This is a genomic window from Cupriavidus sp. CP313 (assembly GCF_054072015.1).
The window spans coordinates 26379-50118 of sequence record NZ_JBSVZB010000001.1 but is presented as its reverse complement, the minus strand read 5'-3'; the positions used below and the strand labels follow the sequence as shown (position 1 = coordinate 50118).

Sequence of the window (23740 nt, the reverse complement as noted above, 5' to 3'; positions counted from 1 at the left end):
CTGTGTCTATTCGCCGACGTCGCCTAATCTTGTAATTTAGCGATCAGGGAGTGGAAAACCCGCCTAAAGTCGCAACGCGTACATTTTTCGATCCGGGGCTGGCGGAAGGAGTCATCATCATGCGACTCTCACTAATAGTCAGCGGCGCCATGCTGGCGCTTTCGGCATGTACATTGGAACCGGCCGGAACAGGCGCCTTTACCGTCATGGGGCCGGCCAGCTTCGATCGCACCTTCACCGCAGCAGCCGGGGCAATGCGCGACCAGGGCCTGGCGATCAGCGTCGAGGACCCGGTCAATGGCGTGGTCGTCGGCAGTCTGGATACCAGGACGGTGATGGCCGGTGTCCACCAGCAGGCAGACGGCTACGTGCGGGTGGAATTCGACGGCATGGCTGCACACGATCCAGCGTTGATGGCGCGCATTTCGCGCAGCTACAACCGCCGCATGGGCCGCTGAATCGCGTCAGAGGTCAAGCGATTGCTTCACTACCTCAGTTCCAGGCTTTTCTCTTGAGCTTCGGCCCGATCCGGCAGCACTTCGCATTGAAGCAGCATCTGCTACGTGCATCGCTCGATCGGAAACACCTCGCTGAGATACACTGCCTGGCGCGACTTCGCCGAAGTCACCCAAAATCCGTCAACTGCTTTCTGAGCAGTGGTCCGGCTGGCCACTACTCCGTCTCGCTCTCAGCAAGTTGACAGCGCCGTCGGAAGCCCTATGTTCATCGCGGATTCGCCTTCCCATGTCCGCGCCGTTCAGCGAGCGCGTCGGCGAGTGCTCTCACCCGCAACGGTATGTGGCGATGGCTGGGGTATACCAACGACACAGGCAGCGGTGCCGAGCGGTACTGCTGCAGGATCTCCACCAGCCTGCCACGCTTCACTTCGTGCTCGGCCATGTAACTGGGCACTTGAATGACGCCTAGTCCTGCAACTGCCGCCTGCACGAGGGCTTCGCCGTCGCCAAGCCTCACATCGCTATCGGGCATCAGCGAGACGTCCCGCTTGCCGACCCGAAATCGCCAGGGCCGGTCGCGGCCGCTCGACGGCAGACGGAACAACAGGCAGGTGTGCGCCAAGACTTCATTGGGGGACTGGGGTTCGCCGCAGCGCTCGAGGTAGGCTGGGCTCGCGCAACTCCACACAACTTGTTGATCGAACTTGCGACCGACGAGACGTGAGTCGGCCAGCGGCCCGATGCGCACCGCGGCATCGAGGCCTTCCTTGACGATGTCGACCACCTCATCGGAAAAGCGCGCATCGATTTTCAGCTCCGGATAGCGCGTCCTGAGTTCTGCCAGTACAGGCAGGACGGCCAGGCGGCCATAGGCCACAGGCATGTCAATGCGCAGCGTGCCGCGCGGCGCGGTGCGCGCGCCCGCTGCGGCTGCATCGAGCGATTCCAGCTCCTCCAGGATGCGCTGGCATCGTGCATAGAGGCTTTCGCCGTCCGGCGACAAGGTTACCTGCCGCGTGGTGCGTTGGAACAGCCGTACCCCCAGCTGAGACTCAAGGCGCGCAACATTCTTGGCGACGGCCGAAGGCGTCAGCCCGAGTTCGCGCGCCGCGCTTGCAAAGCTTGCATGGCGCGCAGCCGCCGAGAACGACACGATAAGCTCAAGACTGGCCATGGCACCCACCGATTGCCGACTTTATGTCGTGAATATTATGAGTATTAATGCCGTTCACACCTCAGTTGGCGCAACCATACTACATCCGAGGGGCACCGGCCACGCCGCTGACAACCCCTGAACATGTCAATGGACTACTGAAGGAGACTGCCATGAGTGTGATCCGGAACTCGGAGCTTCCCCGCAATGCGTTGCCCGGTATCGAACATATGACCCTTGCGGGCTCGGCGGATGGCCTGAGCAACCTCTCCGTCTGGCAGCAGAGCATCGCGCCTGGCGGCGCAACGCCGCCGCATCGGCACGACTGCGAGGAGGTCGTGCTGATCCGGGCGGGCTGCGGCGAGCTGCATCTCGAAGGGCAGGTACATGGCTTCGGACCAGACACTACCCTGATCGTGCCACGCAATGCGCCGCATCAGATCATCAACGTTGGAGACACGCCGCTTGAATTGATCGGCATCCTCTCAGTCTCGCCGGTGGCAGTATTTTTCCCGGATGGCCAGCCGATCGAGCTACCGTGGAGATCTTGAGGGGCTGGCCGGAGCGGGTTTGTTCGCCGCCTCTAGCTGCAGCAGGCCCGGCGTCAGCCGGGTTCGACCTTCAAGCCGTTCGTCTACGGGGCGGCGTTCGCGGACGGCGCGCGGCCGAGCGATACGATCGTAGACCGGAACGTCGCCATTCCACTGGCCGGCCAGGCGATCTGGCGGCCTACCGACGCGGCACCCCCACCGACCGACCGATGACGCTCCAATGGCGATCGCCGCTCGACAGCAGCGGCGGCCATCCAGAATCCGCCGCGCGATGCGGTTAAGAGCGCGATGTAATGGATGCCCATATGACGGGCGCCATCGCGCGTCGCCTCACTCAGTCGTCGTGACGATGCTTCTTTTGGCCCTTGTGCTTGCCGCGATTGCCGTTCTTGTCATTGGCATAGCTGTTGCGCGACACACTGCCGTTCTTGTGGTCATCGGCATAGTTGTTGCGCGACACATTGCCACCCAGCGCCGAACCCGCTGCACCACCGGCCGCGGCACCGACGATGCCGCCGGTTCGGCCGCCCACGGCATTGCCTGCCGCCGCGCCGGCGCCACCGCCCAGCGCGCCACCCACGACGGCGCCGGTTCGTTCCTTCTTGTTGGCAGTCACCGCGCCGCCCGCACCGCCGCCCACCGCGCCGCCGATCACGGCACCCGTGCTGCCGCCCAGTGCGCCACCGACGGCCGCGCCCGCAGCACCGCCCAGGCCGCCTCCCACGGCGTTCTTCAGGTCATCGGCCAACGCCGGTGTGGTGGCAGCGGCTAGCAACAGGGTCAGGCACAGCGTGCGAAGTGATTGTCGAGTCATGTTCTTCCTCAATAGGGGGGTGGTTGGCGATCCGCCGATGCAGGAGTTTACACGGGGCGGCAAGCGGCTCCGTTTGGAACTCGCAACGGTGGTCGACTACCTCCGTCGCCATGAGCCCGAGGTCTGTCGCGCTGAGCCCGGAATGCTGTTGTCAGTCGATATTGGCGCAGGAAATAGCAACCCCCAGCGATGGAGCCGCCACGAGCCGGAAAACAGAAAAGCCCTTCGCAATTCGTGGAGGGCTTTGTCAATTCAGGCCGTCAGGCGGCGCAGGGCGACTATAGCGGGCGAATCTGTGACGCTTGTGGGCCTTTCTGACCTTGCGTGACTTCAAATTCCACTCTCGCGCCTTCCTCCAGCGATTTGAACCCGGTGCCTTGGATTTCGCTGTGGTGGGCAAACAAGTCCTTGCCGCCATCATCCGGCGTGATGAACCCATAGCCCTTTTCACTGTTAAACCACTTCACGATGCCAGTCGCCATTTCGTCCTCGACATTTGGTGCACACAGGTCGCGTGCTGAGAAGCCCCGCCCCGGAATTGCCGCGTCGCCAGAATATGGTTGAACGCGGTACGGCGCGCCGAACCGCTAGCATACCGAAGAGGAGGGCGGGCAGCATCTGCGGGTTAACCTCTGGGTCAGAGCGCTGATGATGAGGCGGGCGAGTCGCGATACGGGCTGCGTGCGCAAATTTCCGACCGCCGAATCCGAGGAAGTCCCCTCGATCCAGGCTTACTCAGTCCAGACGGCATCGACATCCCGCAGCAGGTGCCCGGCCAGGATGTAGTCGCCAGCCTTCATGGCCTTTGTCTCCAAGGCAACCAACTCGTCGGCTGCCAGTTGGTCCAGTGCAAACTGGCAGTAAAGGTTCCGTTGCCGGAAGGACACCTTCGGCCGGCTGAGGCCAGCAATGAGCGCCGCGAGGGACTTCACGGCAATGCTTTCGTGTCCGCGATACTCCACTCGTATCCCTACCTTATTACCAAGGCGCCCGAGCTCAATAGCATCTTGCCAACCTGACTCATAGTCGAGCTCGACCAGCGCGACCCCCTCTGCCTCCAGGAGCCTGATAGCTTCCCCTTTGGTTCCAGCCCGAGCCGTTGTCATTTTCTGCCTCCACTCACACCTTCCCGCGCGCGGGACTCTTGGCTTCAGATTTGGAGTCAAGATCCTGCTTAATTCTGACGTAAGAAAAATCTAAGTCAATATAGAATCGCCCTGTAGTCCTGCTACCACCACCCGCGCAACCGCTCCGGCGACGCGGGTTTTTTTTGACACAGAGCGGTCCTCATTCGGCCTGAAGCTCAATGCCTTTCCCCAGCAGCGACACATCGGTAGTGGAGCTCGGCGAGTGGTGCTAATGCAAGCCGTCCGGCCGGTCGGCGAATGGATGCTCCCGAACCTGGATGCATATCATGTTGCGATATTCGTTGAGCTGCCCCTGCGCACGTTTTGGCAAAGGAGAAAATACCGGGGATTACGGCAGACATGCTTCGAATCACATTGAACACAAGGTGGCGAGCAACTAAGATGAACGTTCCGGGTGCGAGAACAAGCACCCGCCAGCCAGAACCTCGCGTCCGAGACGAAACAAGCGGCCTGTGCAAACCAGGCCGGCTGTCACGGACGGTAGTGAAGTCCCGTAGCAAAAGTAGACCTACAGCTTGGGAGACGACTGTGCTGAGTCATCATGAATTCGCCACGCTTGTGCTGGTAAGCGGCAGCTCCGACCCAACGGAGCTGGACCGCGCGGATATGGACACGCTGCTCGCGTATCAACTGGTTACGCTTGAGCGCCTTGGGCCAAACCACAGCCGCCCTCAGGTGACAATCCAGGGCTACGCTTTCCTGAAAGCCCTCGGCCGAGTTCGCGCAAGGGAAGGTCAGGCTCGCCAGGCCTCCTTATGAGCGTATTGCTTTAGCTGGAAGCGACTGCCGGCGTTGGCGCGCTTTCGTCTGATCGGCGTGGCCTGCCAGGGTCACAATGCAGCAATCGTTATCCACTCGATTTCCGTCCCGTCGGAGCTCTCATCGGATGGCTCAGGTGGCGGGTCGCACTTAGGAGATGCAAGATGACTCAGTGGTCCCCCGAGCAATTCATGAAGGTCCAGATGGCAGGCATTGAAGCCTTGACCGGGCTGACCGGCAAGGCCTTTGAGGGCTTCGAAAAACTGCTGGAGTTGAATCTGCAAACGATGAAGACGGCGCTGGCTGATTCACGAGAAGGCGCAAAGAAAGCGCTCTCAGTCAAGGACCCGCAAGAATTGGTCGAATTGCAAATCGAGTTGTTTCAACCCGCAGCCGCCAATGTACTGGCGTATCGCCGTCAACTGTACGACATCCTCGCCGCCACCCGGGCGGAGTTCGAGAACGTCGCCGAGGTCCAATACACGGCAGGCAAGCAGGGCCTGCAAGACTTCCTTGGAAGCGTGGTGAACCAAACGCCAGCCGGCACGGCGGCGGCGCCATTGGCTGCCTGGCAGGAGGCCGTCAGCGCCACCACTGCGCTCTATGAGTCGATGCAAACGACGGCAAAACAGGCCGTGCAAGTGGCCGAGAGCAGCTTCAATACTGCTGCGGAGGTGGCCTCGAAAGGCACGCAACGTCGTGCAGCACAGGCCTCAAAGGCAGCTGCAAATTAAGTCGGCTTTGGCTCTTGGGAAGCCAGAAGACGTGGAGCGCTGGGGGCGGCCGTGTGCTTTGCACGGGCCGCCGGCCTAAACTTCCTTCGTGTCGAATATGAGCATGTCAACGCCCGCCTGGGCAAAATTGGCCAGGTCAGCTGCTGCTGCGGCGCCCTCAGGCGAAGCCATCGCCTGCCGGAGCGCCGGCAGCGAATCGAAGCTCAGCACCGCAACCAGGTGAAACGGCGAATCACCGGCCGGGCTTGCAACCGGGCCGCTGCTGACCTCGTAGCGCCGCAGGCCGGCGATCTTCTTGGCGATCGGAACATGGGTCGAGAAGTAATATGAATCAAACGCCGCCGTGTCCGCAGGCTTCTTGTATAGCACCACTAGCTTTGCCATCGTGGTTCCTCCCAAACGTGAGTTTGATATAGCCCGAGCTTGCAAGTGTATCGTCCCTATAGCGGGTGAACCCCATTTCTGTCAGAGGGTCGGGTTGACCAGTTTCTTCATGCTACGATTTTCCTATCTAAGTCGGAGGTCGTCATGACAATCGAAAGCTACCAGGGCTACACCGTCCGCGGCTTTGCAAAGCAGCTTGGCGACGGATCCTTCGAGGCATCCGGTGCAGTTGAGAAGGACGGCCGCATCGAGGAAGGATCGGATCCCTTGGGGTACTACCCCTCGTTTGAGCGTGCTGCGGCAGCCGGCATTGCGTGGGCGAAAGCGTGGGTAGATGATCACGGCTGAACCCCTCTGAAATCGACCACCCAGACCCACGGATTGGCAGCCTATGCGCCGCCGCAGTTGATGCCGGATGGGGCGTTCTTTCGTCATGCTAGGATTCCTCGAAACGATGGGAGGTCGCCATGTCGAGCCATGTCTGGGTCGAAGAAGGGGAGTACTACTGCCACTGCACGGTCTGGAAGTCTAAATCCGGGACCTGGGAGGCATCGGTATTGTTCGAGCGAAGAATCGATCACGCAAACGAGTTTGTCCCAGGCTTGCGACACAAGATCAAAGCCTCGTTCAATAGCGAGGACGAGGCAATGGCCGAAGCAATCGCTTACGCAAAGGCTTGCGTCGAGAACACTAAGACCGGCTTGTAGCCTCATGCGGCTACCCCAAATCGTTTCGATCCCTTCACCGACTAGCTCGCGATCTCAGGCACGTTGACGACCGGTGCTGCCGTCATCGGCGCGGGTTGACGGCTCCAGCTAGCTCCGCCCCCGCCGGCGAAGTTGTCGACGATGATCTCTGGGACGATGTCAAGCAGGAACTGGTCGGGTCGCGGATCATGCTGCGACCTCGCGCAGTGGGACACGATTTCTTACAACCGGGGGAGGTGCCCGTCGGTATCCTTGCGGCAAATTAGCCAACTGCAAGCGCAGGTCACCATGAAACCCCTATTTGTGCTCACCGTGGCCACGGCAGCACTTCTCTCCGGCTGCGCCGTCGCTCCCTATGATGACGGCTACTACCACGGCGGTTACTCGCGTCCCATTTACGGCGGCGGTTACTCCGATTGGGACGGCGGAAGGTACTACGGCGGCAACCGAAAGTGGGGCGGTGACTGGGATCGAGGCTGGGACCGGGACGAGAAGCGAAACAGGGGCCGTGATTGGAGCGACCGTGATAACCGCGGCTGGAACCGTGGTGGAGATCAAGGCGAAAACCGCGGCGAGAAGCGTGGATGGAATCGCGGCGATGAGCGAGCGGAGAATCGCGGCCGGGACCGGCGAGGCGAGCGTGGCGAGGACCGGGGCAATGACCGTGGCGGTAACCGCGGTGATGACCGTGGGCGGAATCGTGATGCCGACGGTGGCAACGGCCGCGGCAGAGACCGTAACAAGGATTGATGCGACAGCCCCTGACTTCGCAGCGTTACGAGGATGACTTGGTCCGATGCCAGTCAGACCTTCAGCGGAGTTTGTCGTCACTGAGTGATTCCCCTGCTTGCCGCTTCTTCCAGCTGATGCTGCCCGCATCGCAGGGCAGGCCTGCGAGCGCAGCTGCGACGCCCTGACCGATAGCACTACCCGTTGACGGAAGGATCTCTATCGCTTGACTGAAGCGTCAGCCTACGAAGCAGTGGATACAAAGCCTTACAAGACTCTCAAGCGCCGTGGTCAACTGTCACAACCTGCCGCCGTTACATGAGGTAACCAGCTTTAGGTTCTGCTCATACCAAACAGGGCGAGAACGCCCTAAGGTATTGGCAACATTCGACGGAACAGCATCATGCAGAAGATCTTGGCAGTTTGTGCAATCGCAGCCGCATCCATGCTTGCGTCAGGCGCCGCCCAGGCAAGGGTAGACGTCGGAATTGGCATCGGTATTCCAGGTGTCGTAGTTGCAGCGCCTCCACCCCCGGTGTACTACGAGCCGGCCCCTGTCTACGTTGCTCCGCGCCCGGTGGTAGTGGCGCCAGGTTACTACGACGATTGGCAAGCACGCGCATGGCGTGAACAACAGTGGCGTGAGCAGCGGTGGAGGGAACGCGAGTGGAGAGAGCGCCATCGCAGGTGGCACCGTTGGCACGATGACGACGAAGACTGAAGCCGTCGGGCTCTACGCCAAGTCTGCCTTCGTGCGGGCCTGACCCGAGGTGCGGGCTTCCCTGCGGAAGCCCGCTTTTCGTCCACCCGTCTCAGAAGGTGGCCGGCGAATTCACCCACAGCACCTTGGCCACGACGTCGCCCACATTGCGGTAGCCATGCGGCACCTGGCTGGCGAACGTGAAGGCATCGCCCGGGCCAATCAGGTAGACGTCGTCGCCGAGCATCAGTTCGAGCTGTCCTTCGAGCACGTAGCCCACTTCCTCGCCCTGGTGCTCGATCTGCCCGTCGCTGGCCTCGCCGGGCCAGACGATGTGGATGTTGGCCTGCAGCAGGCCGCCACGCTTGGGCAGCACCACGCGTTCGAGCGCTACGCCGCCGGCCCGGATGACCGGGCGTTCACCATGCCGCAGGATCGGCGACTGGTTTGGCTCCTCATCGCTGGTCAGCGCGCCGATATTGGTGTCCAGCGCTACGGCCAGCCGGTGCAGCGTGGTAAACGACGGGGTGGCCAGCCCGCGCTCAATCTTTGAAATCAGGCTTTCCGAGCAGCCCGCCTTCCCGGCGAGCTGCAGCAGCGTGTAGCCGGCCACCAGCCGGGCGTGGCGCAGCTTGACGCCAAGCGTCAGGGTGGCTGACTTGCTGTCGGCCGCTTCAGGTGTGGGGTGCTCGGTCTTTGCCATGCAGGCTCGGAATGGGTTGGACTTGGATCGGCCGCCAGGCGCCGTACGTCAATGTGTTCAGCGGCTGGCCAGTTCGGCGACAGTGTAAGCCAGTGCCTGGGCCCCAAGGAACAGATCGGCGCCTTCCGTATCTTCGGCGGCATTGTGGCTGATGCCGCCTTTGCTTGGCACGAAGATCATCGCCGTGGGGCAATGGTCGGCCAGGTACATGGCGTCGTGAAACGCGCCGGAGGTCAGCCGCATCGGCAGCGCGCGGCCGGCGTTGCCGCTGGCACTCGAGCAGGCGCGTTCGATGGTGCCCAGCATGGCCTCGGGGAAATGCGTCGGCTCGCGATGGAAGAAGCGCGTGACCGTAACCGCTTCGGGCGCATGCGCGTGCCTGACGCAGGCCGCGCGCAGTGCCGCTTCGGCGCGGTCCAGCGCGGCGTCGTCCAGGCAGCGCATATCGACCGTGAACGTGACGTGGCCGGGAATCGTGTTGACCGAATTCGGCGCCACGCTCCAGCGGCCCAGCGTCAGGCGCAGTTCGGGGGTGCCGGGGGCGGCCGCATGGCGCGGCGCCAGCGCGTACAGGTCTTGCGCAATGGCCACGGCCGCGGCCATCGCATCGCACCGTACCGCCATTGGCGTGGTGCCGGCATGGGCCATCGTACCCGTGCATTCCACTCGGAACCAGCGCACCGCCTGGATGCCGGTGACCACGCCCAATGGCACATCTGCGCCTTCCAGCACCGGCCCCTGTTCGATATGCAGTTCAACGCATGCCGCCATGGGCCGCGCCATCGGCACCCTGGTCACGTCGTGGCTTTCAGCCAGCGCGGCATCGAGCGCCTCGCCGAAGCGAATGCCGGCCGCGTCAGCCACGTCGCGATAGCTTGCCAGCCGGGCGGGTTCGACGAAGGCGCTCGACCCCATCGCGCCGGGACCGAAGCGGCTGCCTTCCTCGTTGGTCCAGGACACGACCTCGATGGGGCGCAATGTCTCAATGCCGGCCGCATTGAGCGCGGCAATCACTTCCAGGCCGGCCAGCACGCCGTACGCGCCGTCGTACTTGCCGCCCACCGGCTGCGTATCGGCGTGGCTGCCGGTCAGCACCGGCGGCAGGTCTTCGCGGCCGGGGCGGCGGAAGAACAGGTTGCCGCAATCGTCGATGCCGACTGTGCAGCCCAGCGCGCGTGCCTGCTCGATCAGATGGCGCCGGGCGGCCAGGTCGATCGCGGTCAGCGTTTCGCGGGAAACGCCGCCGTCGTGGCGCAGGCCAAAGCGGGCCAGGGCTGCCAGCGATGCGGCCAGGCGCTCGGCGTCCACATGATCCTGTGCGCGTTCGGCAATGGCTGGTGCGTTGGCGAGGGTGGGCTGGTTCGATACGGTCAATTTGGTCTCCAGATATCAGGCAAGGCTGGCGCCAAGCGCCTGCTCAAGGCGATGAGCCATGCCGAGCACGCGGGCATCGGCATGGCGAGGCCCCGTCACGGTCACGCCAACCGGCATGCCGGTGGCGCCGGTGCCCGTCGGCACATGGACGCATGGGGTGCCCAGCAGCGACCACATGCGGCAGAAAATCGGATCGCCGGTGGCGCCAAGGCCAACAGGCGCTTCGCCTTCGGCGCTCGGGGCCAGTACGACGTCGAATTCGGCCATCGCCATGTTGAAGGCCGTGCGGGCCGCTTCCGCGTGGGCCAGCGCGACATGGAAGCGCTGGCCGGTGACGGCGCGGCCCGCTTCGAGCTGGCGCGCGAAAGCCGCGCTAAAGCCTTCGGCACGCTCGCGCGCTTCCGGCGCGAAAGCGGCGAGCGCCTCGAAGGCCATGATGTCCAGTTGGGCTTCAGTCAGCCCGTGGCACGCCTGCGGCAGGTCGAAGTCGCGCACCGTGCCACCGATGCGTTCGAGCGCACGGATCGCGGTGTCCAGCGCGGCTTGTGTATCGGCACCGGCGCGTTCCCAATGCGGCGTGCGGCAAATGCCGATGCGCAGCGGCGCGTGGCGTACCGTCGACGCGTCCGCTACCGCGGCATCGCGCGCCAGGGTGCCGATGAAGAAAGCCGCGTCGTCCACGCGGCGGGCCAGCACGCCCACCGTATCCAGGCTCGGTGCCAGCGGCTTGATACCGGCCAGCGGCAGCGTGCCATGCGTGGGCTTGTAGCCCACCACGCCGCAATAGGCGGCCGGCCGGACAATCGATCCCGCGGTCTGTGTGCCGAAGGCCAGCGGCACCATGCCTGCGGCGACGGCGGCGGCCGATCCGCTCGACGAACCGCCGGGGGTGCGGGGCCTGTCCGCCGGCGCGCGCGGGTTGCGGGTCGGCCCCGGCTGAAACGTGGCGAATTCGGTGGTGACGGTCTTGCCGACCACGACCGCGCCCGCCGACCGGGCCAGTGCCACCGCCGCCGCATCCACGCCCGGCCGATGTCCGGCGTATATCGGCGAACCATAAGTGGTCGGCATGTCGGCCGTATCCATCAGGTCCTTGACGCCAAGCGGGACGCCCGGCAACGCGCCTGATGCGCCGCCGGCATCCAACCGCCGCGCCTGCGCCACGGCGGTGTCGCCACCCACGTGCTGCCAGGCCAGAATGCCTGCGTCTTGCGCCGCGATGCGGGCCAGCGCCGCACGGACCACCGCTTCGGCGCTCAGTTCGCGCCGGGACACCATCTTCACCAGGGTGCGGACCGGAAGATCGAGGAAGTCGTCCATCGCATGTTCTCCGGATCAGCCGAAATAGGCTGCGCGAACCTCATCGTTCTCGCGCAGCGCCTGCGCGGTGCCCTGGGCCACGACACGGCCCTGGGTCAGCACATAGCCCTGGTGTGAGATGGCCAGCGTCTGGCGCGCGTTCTGTTCCACCAGCAGCACAGTCATGCCCAGTTCGTTGATCTGCTGGATGACCTTGAAGTTTTCCTTCACGTAGAGCGGCGACAGTCCCAGCGACGGCTCGTCGATGACCAGCAGCCGCGGCTGCGCCATCAGTCCGCGCCCGATCGACACCATCGCCTGTTCGCCGCCGGACATCGTGCCGGCGAGCTGGCCCGCGCGCTCGCGCAGCCGGGGGAAGATCGTGTACACGCGCTCGATGCGCTCGCGCACCTTGGCCGGGTCCGCCACAAGGAAGGCGCCCAGTGCAAGGTTTTCAGCAACCGTCATGCGCGGGAACACCTTGCGGCCTTCGGGAATGCAGGAGATGCCGCGTGCAATGATGTTGTGGGTCTTCTCGCCCGCGATGTCCGTACCGTCCCACAGGATGCGTCCCTGGCGCGGCGGTGTCAGGCCCAGAATCGAGCGGATCAGCGTGCTCTTGCCGGCGCCGTTGGCGCCAAGGATGCATGTGATCTTGTCCGGCGGCACCTCGATCGAGACATCGTGCAGGACGTTGACCTTGTCATAGCCCGTGGTCAGCCCTTCCACGCGCAGTGTGTTGTCGCTCATGCGGCTTCCTCCCCCAGATAGGCGGTCTGCACGTCGGGATCGGCGGTAATCTCGGCGTAGGTTCCCTCGGCGATCTTCTTGCCGTAGTTCAGCACGATGCAGCGGTCGGTGATCCGCTCGATCACGTTCATCTCGTGCTCGATCAGCACCACCGACAGGTCCTGCAGCTTGCCGCGCACCTGCAGGATGTCGTCCATCAACTCGTGGGTCTCGTCATGCGTCATGCCAGCCGAAGGCTCGTCGAGCAGCAGCAGGCGAGGGCGGCTCATCAGGGCCCGGCAGACCTCGATGCGGCGGCGGTCGATCATCGTGAACGTTTCCACCGGCTCGAACAGCCGCGCCACCAACGGCGGGCTGAAGATGCCCAGCAGTTCGCGCACCGACTCCACGTAGCGCTCGTACTCGGCGCGGAACGCCTTGCGCCGGAACAGGTTGAAGACCAGCCCGTGCTGCATGTTCTGGTAATCGCCGATCACGATGTTGTCGAACACCGTCAGCGGCAGCGACAAGCGCGAACGCTGGAACGTCCGCGCCACGCCGCTGCGATAGATTTGCTGTGGCGTCTTGCCGATGACGTTTTCGTTGTCATAGGTGATTGTGCCGGCACTTGCCTTGTAGAGCCCCGTCAGCACGTTGAAGAACGTGGTCTTGCCGGAGCCGTTTGGGCCCAGCAGGCCCAGGATCTCGCCACGGCGGATATCGAGCTGGAGGTTGTCCAGCGCGGTCAGGCCGCCAAAGCGCATGGTCAGGTCGCGCACCTGGATCATCGCGTCGCTCATTGCGCATCCTCCCGGGGAAAGAACAGGCGGGTTTTGCGCGGCATCAGGCCGTCCGGGCGGAACAGCAGGATGGCGATCACCAGCGCCGCGTAGAACAGGAAGCGGTATTCCTGGATGAACTGCAGCTTTTCGGGCAGCACCAGCACGATGACGGCCGCTGGCACCAGGCCCACCACGTTGCCAAGGCCGCCCAGGATCACGATCGACAGCATCAGCAGCGAGTCGGCGAAGGTGAAGTTGTTGGGCGCCACAAACGCAGTGACCATGCCGTAGACACTGCCCGCGATGCCGGCAAAGAAGTTGCCGAGCATGAACGCAATCACCTTCCACCGGGCGATGTGCAGGCCGAACGCGGCGGCGGCGGTCTCGTCGGTGCGCACCACGTCCATCGCCAGGCCTACCCACGAGCGCTCCAGCGCCTTGACCACGGCAAACGTGCCTGCGCAGATCAGCAGGCTCAGCAGCGCATAGCTGGCGTAGAACGACACGTCCACGCCGAACAGTGTCACGCCCTCATTGAACTCGAAGCCGAACAACGTCATCCCGGGCACCTGCAGGCCCTGCGGCCCGCCGAGCACGTCGTTGACCTCAAGGAAGGTCTTGAACAGGATGCCGAACGCGATGGTCACCAGCGCCGCATAGTGGCCGCGCGTGCGCAGCACGGGCGCAACCAGCACCGAGCCGATCACGGCCGCTGCCACGCCAGACAGCACGATCACCAGCACGTGAGGAATGCCCGTGTGCGCGGACAGCACGGCCGTGGTGTAGGCGCCGATGCCAAAGAACGCCGCGCCCGCGAAGTTAGACACGCCGGAAAACCCGAACTGGACTGTCAGCCCCAGGCAGGCGGTGGTGTAAAGCAGCACGGCACACAGCATCAACAGGACGAAATGGCTCTCGTGGAACAGCGCGATCAGCGCCAGCGTGCCGGCCAGCGCCCATAGCCTGGATTGGCCCGGTCGCCGCACTGCCGCCTGCTCCACGGCCTGCGTCAGGCCCAGCCGGCCCGCCGCAAACACCGCGGCCCCGGCCAGCGCCAGCAGCACGGCCACCGCCAGTTGCGATTCCGCATGCAGGAAGAAGTAGAGATAAGCCACCATGGCGATGGCCGCGATGGCCAGCACCATGGCCGGGCGGCGCTGCGGGCCGTCGGCCGTGGCGCCGGGGGCCGCCGGCAGCGGCTTCGAGACGTTGTCAGACACGTTCACTGGCTTTCTCCGCGATGAGTCCGGTCGGCTTCCAGGCCATCAGCACGATGACCACGGCAAAGGCGAATACGTCCTTGTAGGCGCTCGGGATGTCGGGCACCAGGGCCGGCAGCATCGCACTGCCCAGCACCTGCAGCGCCGCAAACAGGAAGCCGCCGAGGATGGCGCCGTAGATATTGCCGAGCCCGCCCAGGATGGCAGCGGCAAAGCCGATCACCCCCAGCAGCAGCCCGACGTTGAAGTTGATCTCGTTGTAGTAGAGGCCGTTCATCACGCCCGCCAGTGCCGCCATGGCGGACCCCAGCGCAAACGTGACCAGTACCACTACCTCGAAGTTGATGCCCATCAGCCGGGCCGTTTCGCCATCCTGGGCCACGGCACGAATGGCCATGCCAAAGCGCGTGCGGGTGATCAGCAGATGCACGCCGAGGATGATGGCTACGCCGGCGGCCAGCAGGATCAGGTTGTCCGCGCGGATGGACAGCGCGCCGATGGTGAACTCGCCAGCGGGCAGCAGCGCGGGAAACGGCTTCGGGTTCGAGCCGTCCGGGTAGAACAGCCGAACCGCCTCACGCAGCACCGTGCCCAGCATCAGCGTGGCCAGCAGCGTGTTCAGCGGCGGCGCACGGCGCAGCGGCAGGATCAGGACGCGGGCGATGCCGGCGCCCAGCAGGCCGGTCACCGTCACCGCGCACACCACGATGGCCAGCAACTGCAGCCACGGGGAATCCACGTGCATCGCCACCACGCCGGCCGATGCCGCCAGCCCGGCAAATGCGCCCACCATCAGCACATCGCCATGAGAAAACTTGATCACGTCGAGCACGCCGAAGAACAGCGTGAACCCTACCGCCACCATTGCGTAGATCATCCCGAGCATCAGCCCGTTAATGACGTACTGCCCTAATACACTCATCGGTATCCCCCGAATTCCGGATGCCCAGGCGGGCGCAGGGCCGGGCACGGGGCAGGAGCGCCCCGAACCCGGCTGCCATGCTTACAGGCCGGTCAGCTTCTTCTTGCCCTTGCCGTAGGTGCTGTCTTCCCAGATCACCCACTTGCCGTCTTCCACCACATACTTGGTGATCAGCGGCACCACGTTCTGGCCGTGGTCGTCGAAGGTGACCTTGCCGATGATGGTGTTCACGTCCTTGGTGCCGTTCAGCACATCACGCACCTTCTTGCGGTCCGGACCCACCTTTTCCACGGCGTCCATGATCAGGTTGGCCGCGGCAAACGCAAACGGGCCGTACGCTTCGGGCGGTTCACCGTATTTCTGCTGCGTGTAGCGTTCCATGTAGAACTGGCCGCCCGGCAGCTTCTCTACCGGCGCGCCTTCGATGAACGCCAGCGAACCTTCAGACAGCGGTTTGCCCACGCCTTCGATGTAGGCATCGGACTTGATGCCCGACGTGCCTTCGAACTGGGCCTTGATGCCGAGCTTGTCCATCTGCGTGCGGATGCGTACGCCCAGCGGCGTGAGGCCGCCGAAATACACCACGTCGGGCTTCAGTTCGCGGATCTTGGTCAGCTCCGTGGTGAAGTCCTGCTGATCGGCTGTCACGCCGAACGTGCCGACGATGGTGCCGCCATCCTTCTTCAGGAACTCGCTGAAATACTTGTTGTGGCCCTTGCCGTAGTCGGTGGTGTCATGGATGATCGCCCACTTCTTGTAGCCCAGCCCGGTCATGAATTTGGCCGCCACTTCGCTCTGGTTGATCATCGTGCCGTTGACGCGATGGATCTCCTTGAACTTGTTGCCGTAGGTTACCTCGGGCAGCACGGCGCCCCACACCACGGCGGGCATGCCGAAGCGGCTGTAGACGCCCACGGTGCCCATGGCCACGGCAGAGCAGAAGTGCGTCACGCCGGCAACAATGGACTTGTCCGCCGCGATCTTGGTCGCCACCTGCACGCCGACGTTCGGCCGGCATTCGTCGTCCTGCACCACCAGTTCATAGGTGTACTTGGCCTTCGGGTCCGCATTGCGCAAGCGCACGGCCAGGTCCGCGGAATTGCGTCCGCCCAGCCCGATCGACGACACGCCACCGGTCAGCGGACCGATAAAGGCAATCTTGACGACATCCTTGGCCTGCGCCGGTGCTGCCGTCAGGACCATTCCGGTCGCTGCGGCTGCCATGGCGGCGGCTACTGCAGTGTGTTTCTTGCGCACTCTCTTTCCCCCTGGGTTGCATGGACAATTTGGACGGACCACTGGCGCGTCACGGACCCGAACCGATGCAGGGCGCCTGCGGACGCCCGGGAAAGCTCTTCGAAAGCTACCTGCACCATATTCAAGTTACTTGAATACTATGCAACAGGCATGCCACCCTTCAACGAGCGAAAACCCGTAGCTTGAATGGGGGGTGTGGGGAAAATGAGGGGCGGACCCGTGGGTCCATGCTCAATCTGGGCGCATGGGCGCACGATTGCGGTGCGCCGCAGAGCAAAACAAGGGAAGAAACATATGGTGGGAGGTGCTGTTTGGGGCACTTCTATTGCATCTCGTAGGCACCCACAGATGCAGGTAGCGCGGCACGCCCGTTCAAATGGAGCCAGCTTTACCCGCCAAACATTACGCTGCCGCATTGCAGCGGCAACTGCGTAGCCTGCTCGGCCACGAGCATCGTAGCGCAAGCCTATGGGCGTTACCTGCTTATCAAACGTCTGGACGACGGGGAGCCGACCGTGGTGGCTCGGCTGACCGAGCTCGGCCGCGATCGCTACTGCGCGGGCGATTGCGCTTGCCACGGCCCACCGGGCCCTCCGCTGCAAAATCTTGCCATCATTCTAATATTCACTAGAATGATGGCATGAGAGAGTTGAAGAATCACCTTTACGAGCAGGTCGCCCGGATCGGGAAAGCTGTAGCCAGCCCGAAGCGGCTGGAGCTCATCGAGCTCCTGTGCCAGGGCGAGAAGACGGTCGAGGTACTGGCTGACCAAGCGGCAATCAGCGTGAAGCTGGCTAGCGCCCATCTCAAGGAACTCCGCGAGGCCCGCCTCGTCGAGACCCGCAAGGATGGAAAGTATGTCGTGTACCGGCTGGCCAGCACCGGTGTGGCCGACCTCTGGGTGACCTTGCGTTCCGCAGCCGAAGAGCGGCTGGTCGAATTGCAGGTGGCACTGGCGACCATCGTCGAGCATGGCGATGACCTCAAAGGATTTGACCGGGGCGCCATCCTGAGGAAGGCCAGGGCAGGGGAGGTGCTGGTGCTCGATGTACGCCCTGCCGATGAGTTCACCGCGGCCCACCTACCGCATGCTCGCTCCTTACCGCTGGGCGAGCTTAAGAAGCGGCTTGCCGAGATCCCCAAGGACATGCCTGTGGTTGCCTACTGCCGGGGACCCTTCTGCCTGATGGCCAAAGACGCCGTCGAGCTCCTGCGCAGCAAGGGCTACCACGCCTTCCATCTGACCGATGGCGTGGCCGAGTGGCGGGCCCAAGGGTTGCCCATCGAGGTTTAGGGCAACCATAGGAGACAGTTATGTTCTTCCGGCAACGCCCCGCAGAAAACGCCACGCTTTCCTACTTCTTCGGATGCGCCGGTGTCGGCAAGGCAGTTGCCGTCGACGTCGTCGCCGGTGACGAAGCCTGGTTCATTGCCGAGGCCAAGAAGGGGGGCGTGGTGATTGCGCATGTGATCGACACCCATGTACACGCCGATCACTACTCCGGGGGGCCCGCACTGGCGCGTCAGGTCGATGCGCCCTACTACCTGCACGAAAGCAACAAGGGACGGGTCGCATTCGACTTCGCCTCGCTGGTCGATGGCCAGCGACTGGAGGCCGGCAATGTGCTGGTCGACGTCCTGCACACTCCCGGGCATACACCCGACAGCGTCTGTCTGCTGGTGCGCGACCTGCGCCGAGGCGACGAGCCATGGTTTGTGATGACTGGAGACACGCTGTTTGTGGGGGCCGTCGGACGCCCTGACCTCGCTGGCATGGAACGCGAGATGGCCGCCCAGCTTTATGACAGCCTGCATCAGAAATTGCTGACGCTGCCCGCAGATATCGAGATCTACCCAGGGCACCAGGCTGGCAGCGCGTGCGGCGTCGGCTTGTCTGGCAAGCCTGCGTCGACCATTGGTTTCGAGAAGCGCTGGAACGCAGCGCTCACCTTGGAGAAATCCGCTTTCGTCGAATACCTGACCAAGGAGATCCCCCCTCAACCCGCCAACATGGAAGCGATGGTGCGGGCAAATCTGGGTTGGGGGCGCTAAGGCATGAACACGGCGCAGATCCGCCTCGGGCTGCGTGAGAACCTCGGCCAGTTTTCGCTGCTGGTCCTCGTCAATGCATTTGTTGGTGCCATGGTGGGCCTGGAGCGCAGTATCCTGCCGGCCATTGCCGAGCAGGAATTCCACATCGCGGCGCGCACGTCGATTCTTTCCTTCATCGTTGTGTTTGGCATCACCAAGGCACTGACAAACTACTTTGCCGGGCGTTTTTCCGACCGCTTCGGCCGAAAGCGAGTCTTGGTGGCCGGATGGCTGGTCGCCATACCGGTCCCATTCATTCTGATGTGGGCACCCAACTGGAATTGGGTGGTCGGAGCCAATGTCCTGTTGGGCGTGAGCCAGGGGCTGACGTGGTCCACCACAGTCATCATGAAGATCGACCTGGTCGGCCCGAAGCAGCGCGGCCTGGCCATGGGTCTCAACGAATTTGCCGGATACTTCGCGGTGGCGGCCAGCGCACTGGCCACTGGTTGGACCGCCGCCCACTTCGGTCTCAGGCCCGAACCCTTCTACCTGGGCGTCGTCTACGTTGCTGCCGGGCTGCTGCTTTCCGCGCTTGCGGTTCGCGAAACCCGGGATCACGTCGTGCACGAGTTGCGTGAGCACCATCCTCAAGCAGTTGCGGACAAGCTCAGCCAAGCCGAGATTTTCCGCCGCACATCGCTGACCGATCGCAATCTCTCCAGCGTCAGCCAGGCCGGGCTAGTCAACAACCTGAACGACGGCATGGCCTGGGGCCTGTTCCCGCTGGTCTTTGCCGCAGCAGGGATGACACTGGCGCAAATCGGCGTGCTAGCTGCGATCTATCCAGGAATCTGGGGCGCTTCGCAGATTCTCACCGGCGCTCTATCGGACAAGATTGGCCGCAAGTGGCTGATCGTGTGGGGGATGTGGTTGCAGGCAGGGGGAATTGCCGTCACCGCAGTAGCAGCAGATTTCCGCCTGTTTGGTCTGGGTGCCGCCTTGCTTGGAATCGGCACGGCGATGGTCTATCCAACCTTGCTCGCCACGATCGGCGACGTGGCCCACCCCTCCTGGCGCGCTTCCGCAGTGGGCGTCTACCGGCTCTGGCGTGACCTTGGCTACGCGGTGGGAGCCCTCTTGGCCGGTATCACTGCGGATATGTTCGGCGTGCCGACGGCGATCTGGCTGGTCGCGGCGCTGACCTTGCTGTCGGGTGTGGTCGCAGCGGTGCGGATGAGCGAAACCCATGCAACAGGTAAAGCACGAGCGCAATGAGCGGCCCCATAGCCGCAGTCTTGCCCATTGCCGTCCTATTGCCCTGGGGGGCGCGATTGCAGGCGCTCGTGCTTGATGTGCGGTCGGACAGGCCCGCCTGGACTCTACAGTATTGAAGCGGAGTCTATGGGCATCTAACAATGCCTTTCCCGATTCCTGAATCCTGCTGATTGTCAGCCTGCCCCGGTGAGCCTGGTAGCCGCGGATGCCAGGCCATGCTAAGGCAACCTGCCTGCGGCAACGGCCAATGAAAGCTAGGCCGCCCCAGCGTCTTGACCGATGGGGCGGCATGGCGGGCGCAGCGATTACGTCTCCTGCATCTTGGCGGCCCTGACGATCTCGCCCAGCCGCTTGCGCTCCGCATCGACAAACTTCACGAAGTCCGCACGCGTGCCGCCGACCGGCTCGATGCCCACGGCCTTCAGCTTGGCGGCGGCGGCCGGGTCCTTCATGGCCTTGTCCACCGCGGCGGCCACCTTGTCCAGGATGGCGTCGGGCGTCCCCTTGGGTGCATGAACGCCGGCCCAATGCGCGATCTGCAGGTCCGGGAAACCTTGCTCCACGGCGGTGGAAAGCTGCGGGTAGGCCGAGATGCGTTGCGTCCAGGTGGTGGCGAGCGCCTTGAACTTGCCATCGTGCAGGATATGCGGAAGGGCGATGATGCTGGCCTCGGAGGTTCCCTCCACCTGGCCGCCCAGCACTGCCGTAGTGCTTTCCGACCCGCTCTTATAGGGCACCGGCTGCAGCTTCGCGCCGTACTTCACATTCAGGATCTCCGCCACGAAGTGGGGGGCTGCCGGTTCCCGCGGTAGCGAAGTTGAAACCGTTCCCCTTCTTTGAAGCCTCGACGAAGTCGCGCAGATCCTTGTGGGGCGCGTTCTTCGGCACCACGATGACCGAGGGCGCAAGGCCGATCATGGCGACGGGGACCAGCGCGTCGTCCTTGAACGGCATGGACTTCTTGATCATGCTGTTCGAGATGACGCCGGCTGCGCTGATCAGGAAGGTGTAGCCATCCGGCGCGCTCTTGGCCACGATGTCGGCGCCCACGGTGCCGCCCGCGCCGGGCCGGTTCTCGATCAGCACGGTCTGGCCCAGCGCCTTGGTTGCGCCCTCGGCCGCGGCGCGTGCCATCAGGTCATTGGCGCCGCCGGCGGCAAAGGGCACGACGAAGCGGATCGTCTTGCTCGGCCATTGCTCTTGTGCGCAAGCTGGTGTAGCCGTGATAACGCTTACCGTCGCCAACAGGCCCAGGGTGAATCGGTTCTTCATGTTCAAGGCATGTCTCCGTCCGTGGACGTTGATATGGGCTGGTGAGTGCTACGAGAACCAGTCCATGCCGTGCTCGCGAATGAATGCTGTGGCGACCTGCATTTTACCGGCGCGGCGCCGAGCAGGCTTGACCGCTTACGGAGGCCATGATCCCCGGACTTGCGCCAGCACCGGGCGATGCCGATGCTGGCCATCGGCGCCGAGCATGCGACCAACGACGCACCGCTGGTGAGCAACAACTCCACCGACCTGCGGGGCGTGGTGGTGCCGGACTGCCGGCACTTCATCATGGCAGATGCGCCGGAGGCCTTCATGGCGGAGTTGCTGCCGTTCCTGGAGGCGGGCGGGCAGGGCAGGCGCGTGGTGGTTGATGGGGATCTCGCTCGCGCCCCGGCCTGCACTGGCGATTGTGGCAACTACAATCAAGCGGGGAACTACCGCAGATAGGAGCGTGCCATGGCTGCATACCTGATTGCCGATGTTGACGTCACGGACCCCGCCGTTTTTGAAGAGTACAAACTAGACGTACCTGCTACCGAGGTGCGCTATGGTGGGAAATATCTGGGCCGTGGCGGTCCAACCAAAGTTCTCGAAGGAGACTGGCAGCCGCATCGTCTCGTCATCGTCGAGTTCCCGGACATGGATGCCTTGATGGCCTGGTATGACTCGCCAGAGTACGCCCGCCTCAAGGCGATTCGGGAAAGGTGTGCGACGACAAGGATTATCGCGCTGGAAGGGGTCGCGGCCGTCACCGTCTAGGAAATCGGCGCAAGCGTTGCCGGCGTCTGGCTCCGACCGGGTCGGCCTGGTCAGCGGTTTCCTGTTCGCGCGCCCGCGTGCGGGTGCTGTCTGATTCGGTCCGTGGCGATGCAACCGCGGGCCTGGCGCCCTTCACGCTGCGCCCAGGCGCTTCGCATTTGCCATCGCACGGCCGTGGATCGGCGCGAGGATCTCCTGCATCAGGTTTGTCGCCAGGTCTGCCAGCTTCAGCGGGTTGCCGGGGAACCCGGCGGCCAATTGCAGAAGGTCGGCCTGGCGTTCGAACCATTGCGCGGCGGAACGACTGGATGCCAGCATCGCCGCGGCCGCAGATGTCGCCCAGAGATGATCGCTGGTGTCCTTTGCGAGGCTCATGGTCAGGTTGATCCATCCCGAACCCATCGCAAGCAACGATTCCGATGCGGCCTCTCCCTTCTCAAGGCTCATCAGGCTGAATTCGCGCTGGTCCTGCTCGTCAGGCGCCGGACCGGCGATCGCCATGCGTGTGGTGCGAATACTGACGACATGCATTGTCGCCTGGAGCAGTTCGCACATTTCACTAAGGAGGCGGGAGGAGTTTGCGGAAGTGTCGAGGACAGGCTGCGGAAGAACGGAGGAGGGCACGCGGGTTTTCCTTCGGCATCCGATGAAAACGGACACCTGGCAAATTCTTGGGAGGCGAGCGGCGTCTGGATCGCTTTTCGAAGGCGTGTCCGGCCGGCATTCCTCCAAGCATAGGCGCATATATGTTGCATTGCACCATTTCTTTTGATTTTCTGCGCTGGGTTGGGCACGACACGACAGGACCCGGCTTCCCCCGAGTTGTGTCACGCCAAAGCGCTGATTGGTGTCGAAGCCTCAACAGTGTGGGTACCTTGGCGGCGCCTACGGCCGTGCGCCGCCACTGCCGGGCAGACCTTCCACGAAGGCCCTGACGATATTCATACTGTCGGGTAGCGTTGTTGCAAGGGCGCCGGCAATCGAAGGTCCCGCCTCAGCTCCCGCAAGCGTGAATCAGGAATTCCCTCAGCGCATCCGCCGGCTTGCCCAGCTTGCGCCCGGGCTGCCACAGCATGCCGACCTCCATGTCCGGCACCGCATTGGCAATCGGCCGGGCCTCGATCTGCTTTCCCTCCAGCGACCAGGGGCGATACACCATGTCGGACAGCACGGTGACGCCGAAGCCATGCGCCACCAGGCCGCGCAGGGCCTCCATCGACCCCGTCCGGAATACGACATTGGGTGCGAGCCGGTGGCTGCGCCAGTAGCGCAGGGTGGATTCCTCGGCCTCGTCCACGGTGATGAGGAGATACGGATAGGCCGCAATATCGCGCAGCGAAGGCCGCTCCACGGCCAGCAGCGGATGGCTGGCCGAGGTCCACAGCTGGCGCCGGGAACGCATCAGCGTATGGCGCAGGAAGCGCTGGGGCCGTTCCAGGTTCGATATCAGCGCGATGCCCAGCTCAATCTCCCCCGCCAGCACGGCCCGCTCGATATCCGGCCGGTCCATGTCGAGCAGATCCAGTTCGATGTCCGGATAGTTGGTGCGAAAGCGCGCCAGCAGCCCCGGCAGGAAGTAGCCCAGCACCGTGTAGGAGGCGGCCAAGCGCACGCTGCCCTGCAATCCGTGCACCTGGAAGCGCGGCTCGCGCAGCGCATCCTCGACCGAATCCAGGATCTGGCGAGCGTGCTGGAAGAAGAGGTGGCCTTCTGCCGTCAGCGTCACACCATGGGGCCGGCGATCGAACAGGCGTACGGCCAGGCGCTGCTCAAGCGCCAGCACAGCATTGGTGATGGCCGACTGCGAGACATGCTCGGCGGTCGCGGCCATCGAGAACTGCCCCGTCTCCGCGGCCGCGACGAAATAGCGGAACTGCCTCAGCGTGACTTCCTTGGCCAGTCTTTCCGAGCCTTCGCGCGCCTTGAGCATGGTGGTCTCCGAGGTATCCGTTCTGCAGATATCAGGTGTTGGAATTC

At 63.6% G+C, this 23740-nt stretch carries 26 protein-coding genes and 3 pseudogenes; 13 read left to right on the top strand and 16 right to left on the bottom strand.

Annotated elements, in window-relative coordinates:
• Positions 1-119 precede the first annotated feature (119 nt).
• Positions 120-458 carry a penicillin-binding protein gene (locus tag ACW4E8_RS00250; protein WP_456803014.1) on the top strand — a complete coding sequence of 113 codons (339 nt, stop codon included), beginning with the start codon at positions 120-122 and terminating at the stop codon, positions 456-458.
• 38 nt (positions 459-496) lie between these two features.
• A pseudogene (locus tag ACW4E8_RS00245) lies at positions 497-653 on the top strand (IS6 family transposase); the annotation flags it as partial.
• A gap of 70 nt (positions 654-723) precedes the next feature.
• Here ACW4E8_RS00245 and ACW4E8_RS00240 read toward each other — a convergent pair.
• On the bottom strand, positions 724-1632 hold the full coding sequence (locus ACW4E8_RS00240; protein ID WP_456802680.1) for a LysR family transcriptional regulator: 909 nt from the start codon (positions 1630-1632) through the stop codon (positions 724-726).
• Positions 1633-1784: 152 nt separating this feature from the next.
• Here ACW4E8_RS00240 and ACW4E8_RS00235 point away from each other — a divergent pair, with 152 nt between their 5' ends.
• Positions 1785-2162 carry a cupin domain-containing protein gene (locus tag ACW4E8_RS00235; RefSeq protein ID WP_456802679.1) on the top strand — a complete coding sequence of 126 codons (378 nt, stop codon included), beginning with the start codon at positions 1785-1787 and terminating at the stop codon, positions 2160-2162.
• A 36-nt stretch (positions 2163-2198) separates the two neighbouring features.
• A pseudogene (locus ACW4E8_RS00230) lies at positions 2199-2360 on the top strand (penicillin-binding transpeptidase domain-containing protein); the annotation flags it as partial.
• Between the two features lie 136 nt (positions 2361-2496).
• On the opposite strand, the gene ACW4E8_RS00225 reads toward ACW4E8_RS00230, so the two are convergent.
• From ACW4E8_RS00225 to ACW4E8_RS00215, 3 genes are all read right to left on the bottom strand, one after another.
• Entirely contained in the window at positions 2497-2976 is a 480-nt protein-coding gene (locus ACW4E8_RS00225) for a hypothetical protein (protein ID WP_456802678.1), read from the bottom strand.
• Between the two features lie 278 nt (positions 2977-3254).
• Positions 3255-3458 (bottom strand): cold-shock protein, encoded by a 204-nt coding sequence (locus ACW4E8_RS00220; protein WP_013953610.1) that lies wholly within the window; start codon positions 3456-3458, stop codon positions 3255-3257.
• Positions 3459-3707: 249 nt separating this feature from the next.
• Positions 3708-4082 (bottom strand): PHA-granule associated protein 4, encoded by a 375-nt coding sequence (locus ACW4E8_RS00215; protein ID WP_316156699.1) that lies wholly within the window; start codon positions 4080-4082, stop codon positions 3708-3710.
• Between the two features lie 965 nt (positions 4083-5047).
• Here ACW4E8_RS00215 and ACW4E8_RS00210 point away from each other — a divergent pair.
• The gene (locus ACW4E8_RS00210) at positions 5048-5617 is read left to right on the top strand and encodes a phasin family protein (RefSeq protein WP_456802677.1); all 570 of its coding nucleotides are present in this window, start codon (positions 5048-5050) and stop codon (positions 5615-5617) included.
• A gap of 75 nt (positions 5618-5692) precedes the next feature.
• Here ACW4E8_RS00210 and ACW4E8_RS00205 read toward each other — a convergent pair whose 3' ends face one another.
• Positions 5693-6001 (bottom strand): EthD family reductase, encoded by a 309-nt coding sequence (locus ACW4E8_RS00205; protein ID WP_456802676.1) that lies wholly within the window; start codon positions 5999-6001, stop codon positions 5693-5695.
• Positions 6002-6145: 144 nt separating this feature from the next.
• Here ACW4E8_RS00205 and ACW4E8_RS00200 point away from each other — a divergent pair, with 144 nt between their 5' ends.
• The 3 genes from ACW4E8_RS00200 (at position 6146) to ACW4E8_RS00190 (ending at position 8158) form a co-directional block, all read left to right on the top strand.
• On the top strand, positions 6146-6349 hold the full coding sequence (locus tag ACW4E8_RS00200) for a hypothetical protein (protein WP_078196455.1): 204 nt from the start codon (positions 6146-6148) through the stop codon (positions 6347-6349).
• A 647-nt stretch (positions 6350-6996) separates the two neighbouring features.
• Positions 6997-7458: a hypothetical protein gene (locus ACW4E8_RS00195; protein WP_456802675.1), complete on the top strand. Its 462-nt coding sequence runs from the start codon at positions 6997-6999 to the stop codon at positions 7456-7458.
• A gap of 382 nt (positions 7459-7840) precedes the next feature.
• Positions 7841-8158 carry a hypothetical protein gene (locus tag ACW4E8_RS00190; protein ID WP_456802674.1) on the top strand — a complete coding sequence of 106 codons (318 nt, stop codon included), beginning with the start codon at positions 7841-7843 and terminating at the stop codon, positions 8156-8158.
• A gap of 91 nt (positions 8159-8249) precedes the next feature.
• Here the strand turns inward: ACW4E8_RS00190 and ACW4E8_RS00185 are convergent, their stop codons facing one another.
• The 8 genes from ACW4E8_RS00185 to ACW4E8_RS00150 all read right to left on the bottom strand — a co-directional run bounded on the left by ACW4E8_RS00185 (position 8250) and on the right by ACW4E8_RS00150 (position 16423).
• Positions 8250-8840 carry a helix-turn-helix domain-containing protein gene (locus tag ACW4E8_RS00185; protein WP_456802673.1) on the bottom strand — a complete coding sequence of 197 codons (591 nt, stop codon included), beginning with the start codon at positions 8838-8840 and terminating at the stop codon, positions 8250-8252.
• Between the two features lie 57 nt (positions 8841-8897).
• Positions 8898-10214 (bottom strand): M20 family metallo-hydrolase, encoded by a 1317-nt coding sequence (locus tag ACW4E8_RS00180; protein ID WP_456802672.1) that lies wholly within the window; start codon positions 10212-10214, stop codon positions 8898-8900.
• Between the two features lie 15 nt (positions 10215-10229).
• Complete coding sequence (locus ACW4E8_RS00175) at positions 10230-11534, bottom strand: amidase (RefSeq protein WP_456802671.1); 1305 nt, start codon at positions 11532-11534, stop codon at positions 10230-10232.
• 15 nt (positions 11535-11549) lie between these two features.
• Entirely contained in the window at positions 11550-12263 is a 714-nt protein-coding gene (locus tag ACW4E8_RS00170) for an ABC transporter ATP-binding protein (RefSeq protein WP_456802670.1), read from the bottom strand.
• Positions 12260-13042, bottom strand: a complete 783-nt coding sequence (locus ACW4E8_RS00165) for an ABC transporter ATP-binding protein (protein WP_456802669.1) — start codon at positions 13040-13042, stop codon at positions 12260-12262. The genes ACW4E8_RS00170 and ACW4E8_RS00165 overlap by 4 nt, the downstream gene beginning before the upstream one ends.
• A complete protein-coding gene (locus ACW4E8_RS00160; protein WP_456802668.1) occupies positions 13039-14250 on the bottom strand; it encodes a branched-chain amino acid ABC transporter permease in 1212 nt (403 codons plus the stop codon). Before ACW4E8_RS00160 ends, ACW4E8_RS00165 begins: the two co-directional genes overlap by 4 nt.
• Positions 14237-15166, bottom strand: a complete 930-nt coding sequence (locus ACW4E8_RS00155) for a branched-chain amino acid ABC transporter permease (protein ID WP_456802667.1) — start codon at positions 15164-15166, stop codon at positions 14237-14239. The genes ACW4E8_RS00160 and ACW4E8_RS00155 overlap by 14 nt, the downstream gene beginning before the upstream one ends.
• 81 nt (positions 15167-15247) lie before the next feature.
• Positions 15248-16423, bottom strand: a complete 1176-nt coding sequence (locus ACW4E8_RS00150) for a branched-chain amino acid ABC transporter substrate-binding protein (protein WP_456802666.1) — start codon at positions 16421-16423, stop codon at positions 15248-15250.
• A 640-nt stretch (positions 16424-17063) separates the two neighbouring features.
• Here ACW4E8_RS00150 and ACW4E8_RS00145 point away from each other — a divergent pair.
• From ACW4E8_RS00145 to ACW4E8_RS00135, 3 genes are read left to right on the top strand one after another with little or no spacing between them, the layout of a single operon-like run.
• Positions 17064-17717, top strand: coding sequence for an ArsR/SmtB family transcription factor (locus ACW4E8_RS00145; RefSeq protein ID WP_456802665.1), 654 nt, complete (start codon positions 17064-17066; stop codon positions 17715-17717).
• Positions 17718-17737: 20 nt separating this feature from the next.
• Positions 17738-18475, top strand: a complete 738-nt coding sequence (locus tag ACW4E8_RS00140; protein WP_456802664.1) for an MBL fold metallo-hydrolase — start codon at positions 17738-17740, stop codon at positions 18473-18475.
• 3 nt (positions 18476-18478) lie between these two features.
• Positions 18479-19732, top strand: a complete 1254-nt coding sequence (locus tag ACW4E8_RS00135) for an MFS transporter (RefSeq protein ID WP_456802663.1) — start codon at positions 18479-18481, stop codon at positions 19730-19732.
• 305 nt (positions 19733-20037) lie between these two features.
• Here ACW4E8_RS00135 and ACW4E8_RS00130 read toward each other — a convergent pair.
• Positions 20038-21004 (bottom strand): annotated as a pseudogene (locus tag ACW4E8_RS00130) (Bug family tripartite tricarboxylate transporter substrate binding protein).
• Positions 21005-21187: 183 nt separating this feature from the next.
• On the opposite strand from ACW4E8_RS00130, the gene ACW4E8_RS00125 reads away from it, so the two are divergent.
• Both ACW4E8_RS00125 and ACW4E8_RS00120 read left to right on the top strand, forming a co-directional pair.
• On the top strand, positions 21188-21451 hold the full coding sequence (locus ACW4E8_RS00125) for an alpha/beta fold hydrolase (RefSeq protein ID WP_456802662.1): 264 nt from the start codon (positions 21188-21190) through the stop codon (positions 21449-21451).
• 9 nt (positions 21452-21460) lie between these two features.
• On the top strand, positions 21461-21763 hold the full coding sequence (locus ACW4E8_RS00120) for a DUF1330 domain-containing protein (RefSeq protein ID WP_456802661.1): 303 nt from the start codon (positions 21461-21463) through the stop codon (positions 21761-21763).
• 132 nt (positions 21764-21895) lie between these two features.
• On the opposite strand, the gene ACW4E8_RS00115 is transcribed toward ACW4E8_RS00120, so the two are convergent.
• A complete protein-coding gene (locus ACW4E8_RS00115) occupies positions 21896-22294 on the bottom strand; it encodes a polyhydroxyalkanoate granule-associated phasin (RefSeq protein WP_456802660.1) in 399 nt (132 codons plus the stop codon).
• A gap of 463 nt (positions 22295-22757) precedes the next feature.
• Positions 22758-23693 (bottom strand): LysR family transcriptional regulator, encoded by a 936-nt coding sequence (locus ACW4E8_RS00110; RefSeq protein ID WP_456802659.1) that lies wholly within the window; start codon positions 23691-23693, stop codon positions 22758-22760.
• Positions 23694-23740: the final 47 nt, after the last annotated feature.

What these genes read in the sequence shown, in the direction of transcription:
- ACW4E8_RS00250 (WP_456803014.1), top strand. Translation starts at nt 120, where the DNA reads ATGCGACTCTCACTAATAGTCAGCGGCGCCATGCTGGCGCTTTCGGCA.
- ACW4E8_RS00240 (WP_456802680.1), bottom strand. Translation starts at nt 1,632, where the DNA reads ATGGCCAGTCTTGAGCTTATCGTGTCGTTCTCGGCGGCTGCGCGCCAT.
- ACW4E8_RS00235 (WP_456802679.1), top strand. Translation starts at nt 1,785, where the DNA reads ATGAGTGTGATCCGGAACTCGGAGCTTCCCCGCAATGCGTTGCCCGGT.
- ACW4E8_RS00225 (WP_456802678.1), bottom strand. Translation starts at nt 2,976, where the DNA reads ATGACTCGACAATCACTTCGCACGCTGTGCCTGACCCTGTTGCTAGCC.
- ACW4E8_RS00220 (WP_013953610.1), bottom strand. Translation starts at nt 3,458, where the DNA reads ATGGCGACTGGCATCGTGAAGTGGTTTAACAGTGAAAAGGGCTATGGG.
- ACW4E8_RS00215 (WP_316156699.1), bottom strand. Translation starts at nt 4,082, where the DNA reads ATGACAACGGCTCGGGCTGGAACCAAAGGGGAAGCTATCAGGCTCCTG.
- ACW4E8_RS00210 (WP_456802677.1), top strand. Translation starts at nt 5,048, where the DNA reads ATGACTCAGTGGTCCCCCGAGCAATTCATGAAGGTCCAGATGGCAGGC.
- ACW4E8_RS00205 (WP_456802676.1), bottom strand. Translation starts at nt 6,001, where the DNA reads ATGGCAAAGCTAGTGGTGCTATACAAGAAGCCTGCGGACACGGCGGCG.
- ACW4E8_RS00200 (WP_078196455.1), top strand. Translation starts at nt 6,146, where the DNA reads ATGACAATCGAAAGCTACCAGGGCTACACCGTCCGCGGCTTTGCAAAG.
- ACW4E8_RS00195 (WP_456802675.1), top strand. Translation starts at nt 6,997, where the DNA reads ATGAAACCCCTATTTGTGCTCACCGTGGCCACGGCAGCACTTCTCTCC.
- ACW4E8_RS00190 (WP_456802674.1), top strand. Translation starts at nt 7,841, where the DNA reads ATGCAGAAGATCTTGGCAGTTTGTGCAATCGCAGCCGCATCCATGCTT.
- ACW4E8_RS00185 (WP_456802673.1), bottom strand. Translation starts at nt 8,840, where the DNA reads ATGGCAAAGACCGAGCACCCCACACCTGAAGCGGCCGACAGCAAGTCA.
- ACW4E8_RS00175 (WP_456802671.1), bottom strand. Translation starts at nt 11,534, where the DNA reads ATGGACGACTTCCTCGATCTTCCGGTCCGCACCCTGGTGAAGATGGTG.
- ACW4E8_RS00170 (WP_456802670.1), bottom strand. Translation starts at nt 12,263, where the DNA reads ATGAGCGACAACACACTGCGCGTGGAAGGGCTGACCACGGGCTATGAC.
- ACW4E8_RS00165 (WP_456802669.1), bottom strand. Translation starts at nt 13,042, where the DNA reads ATGAGCGACGCGATGATCCAGGTGCGCGACCTGACCATGCGCTTTGGC.
- ACW4E8_RS00155 (WP_456802667.1), bottom strand. Translation starts at nt 15,166, where the DNA reads ATGAGTGTATTAGGGCAGTACGTCATTAACGGGCTGATGCTCGGGATG.
- ACW4E8_RS00145 (WP_456802665.1), top strand. Translation starts at nt 17,064, where the DNA reads ATGAGAGAGTTGAAGAATCACCTTTACGAGCAGGTCGCCCGGATCGGG.
- ACW4E8_RS00140 (WP_456802664.1), top strand. Translation starts at nt 17,738, where the DNA reads ATGTTCTTCCGGCAACGCCCCGCAGAAAACGCCACGCTTTCCTACTTC.
- ACW4E8_RS00135 (WP_456802663.1), top strand. Translation starts at nt 18,479, where the DNA reads ATGAACACGGCGCAGATCCGCCTCGGGCTGCGTGAGAACCTCGGCCAG.
- ACW4E8_RS00125 (WP_456802662.1), top strand. Translation starts at nt 21,188, where the DNA reads ATGCTGGCCATCGGCGCCGAGCATGCGACCAACGACGCACCGCTGGTG.
- ACW4E8_RS00120 (WP_456802661.1), top strand. Translation starts at nt 21,461, where the DNA reads ATGGCTGCATACCTGATTGCCGATGTTGACGTCACGGACCCCGCCGTT.
- ACW4E8_RS00115 (WP_456802660.1), bottom strand. Translation starts at nt 22,294, where the DNA reads ATGCATGTCGTCAGTATTCGCACCACACGCATGGCGATCGCCGGTCCG.
- ACW4E8_RS00110 (WP_456802659.1), bottom strand. Translation starts at nt 23,693, where the DNA reads ATGCTCAAGGCGCGCGAAGGCTCGGAAAGACTGGCCAAGGAAGTCACG.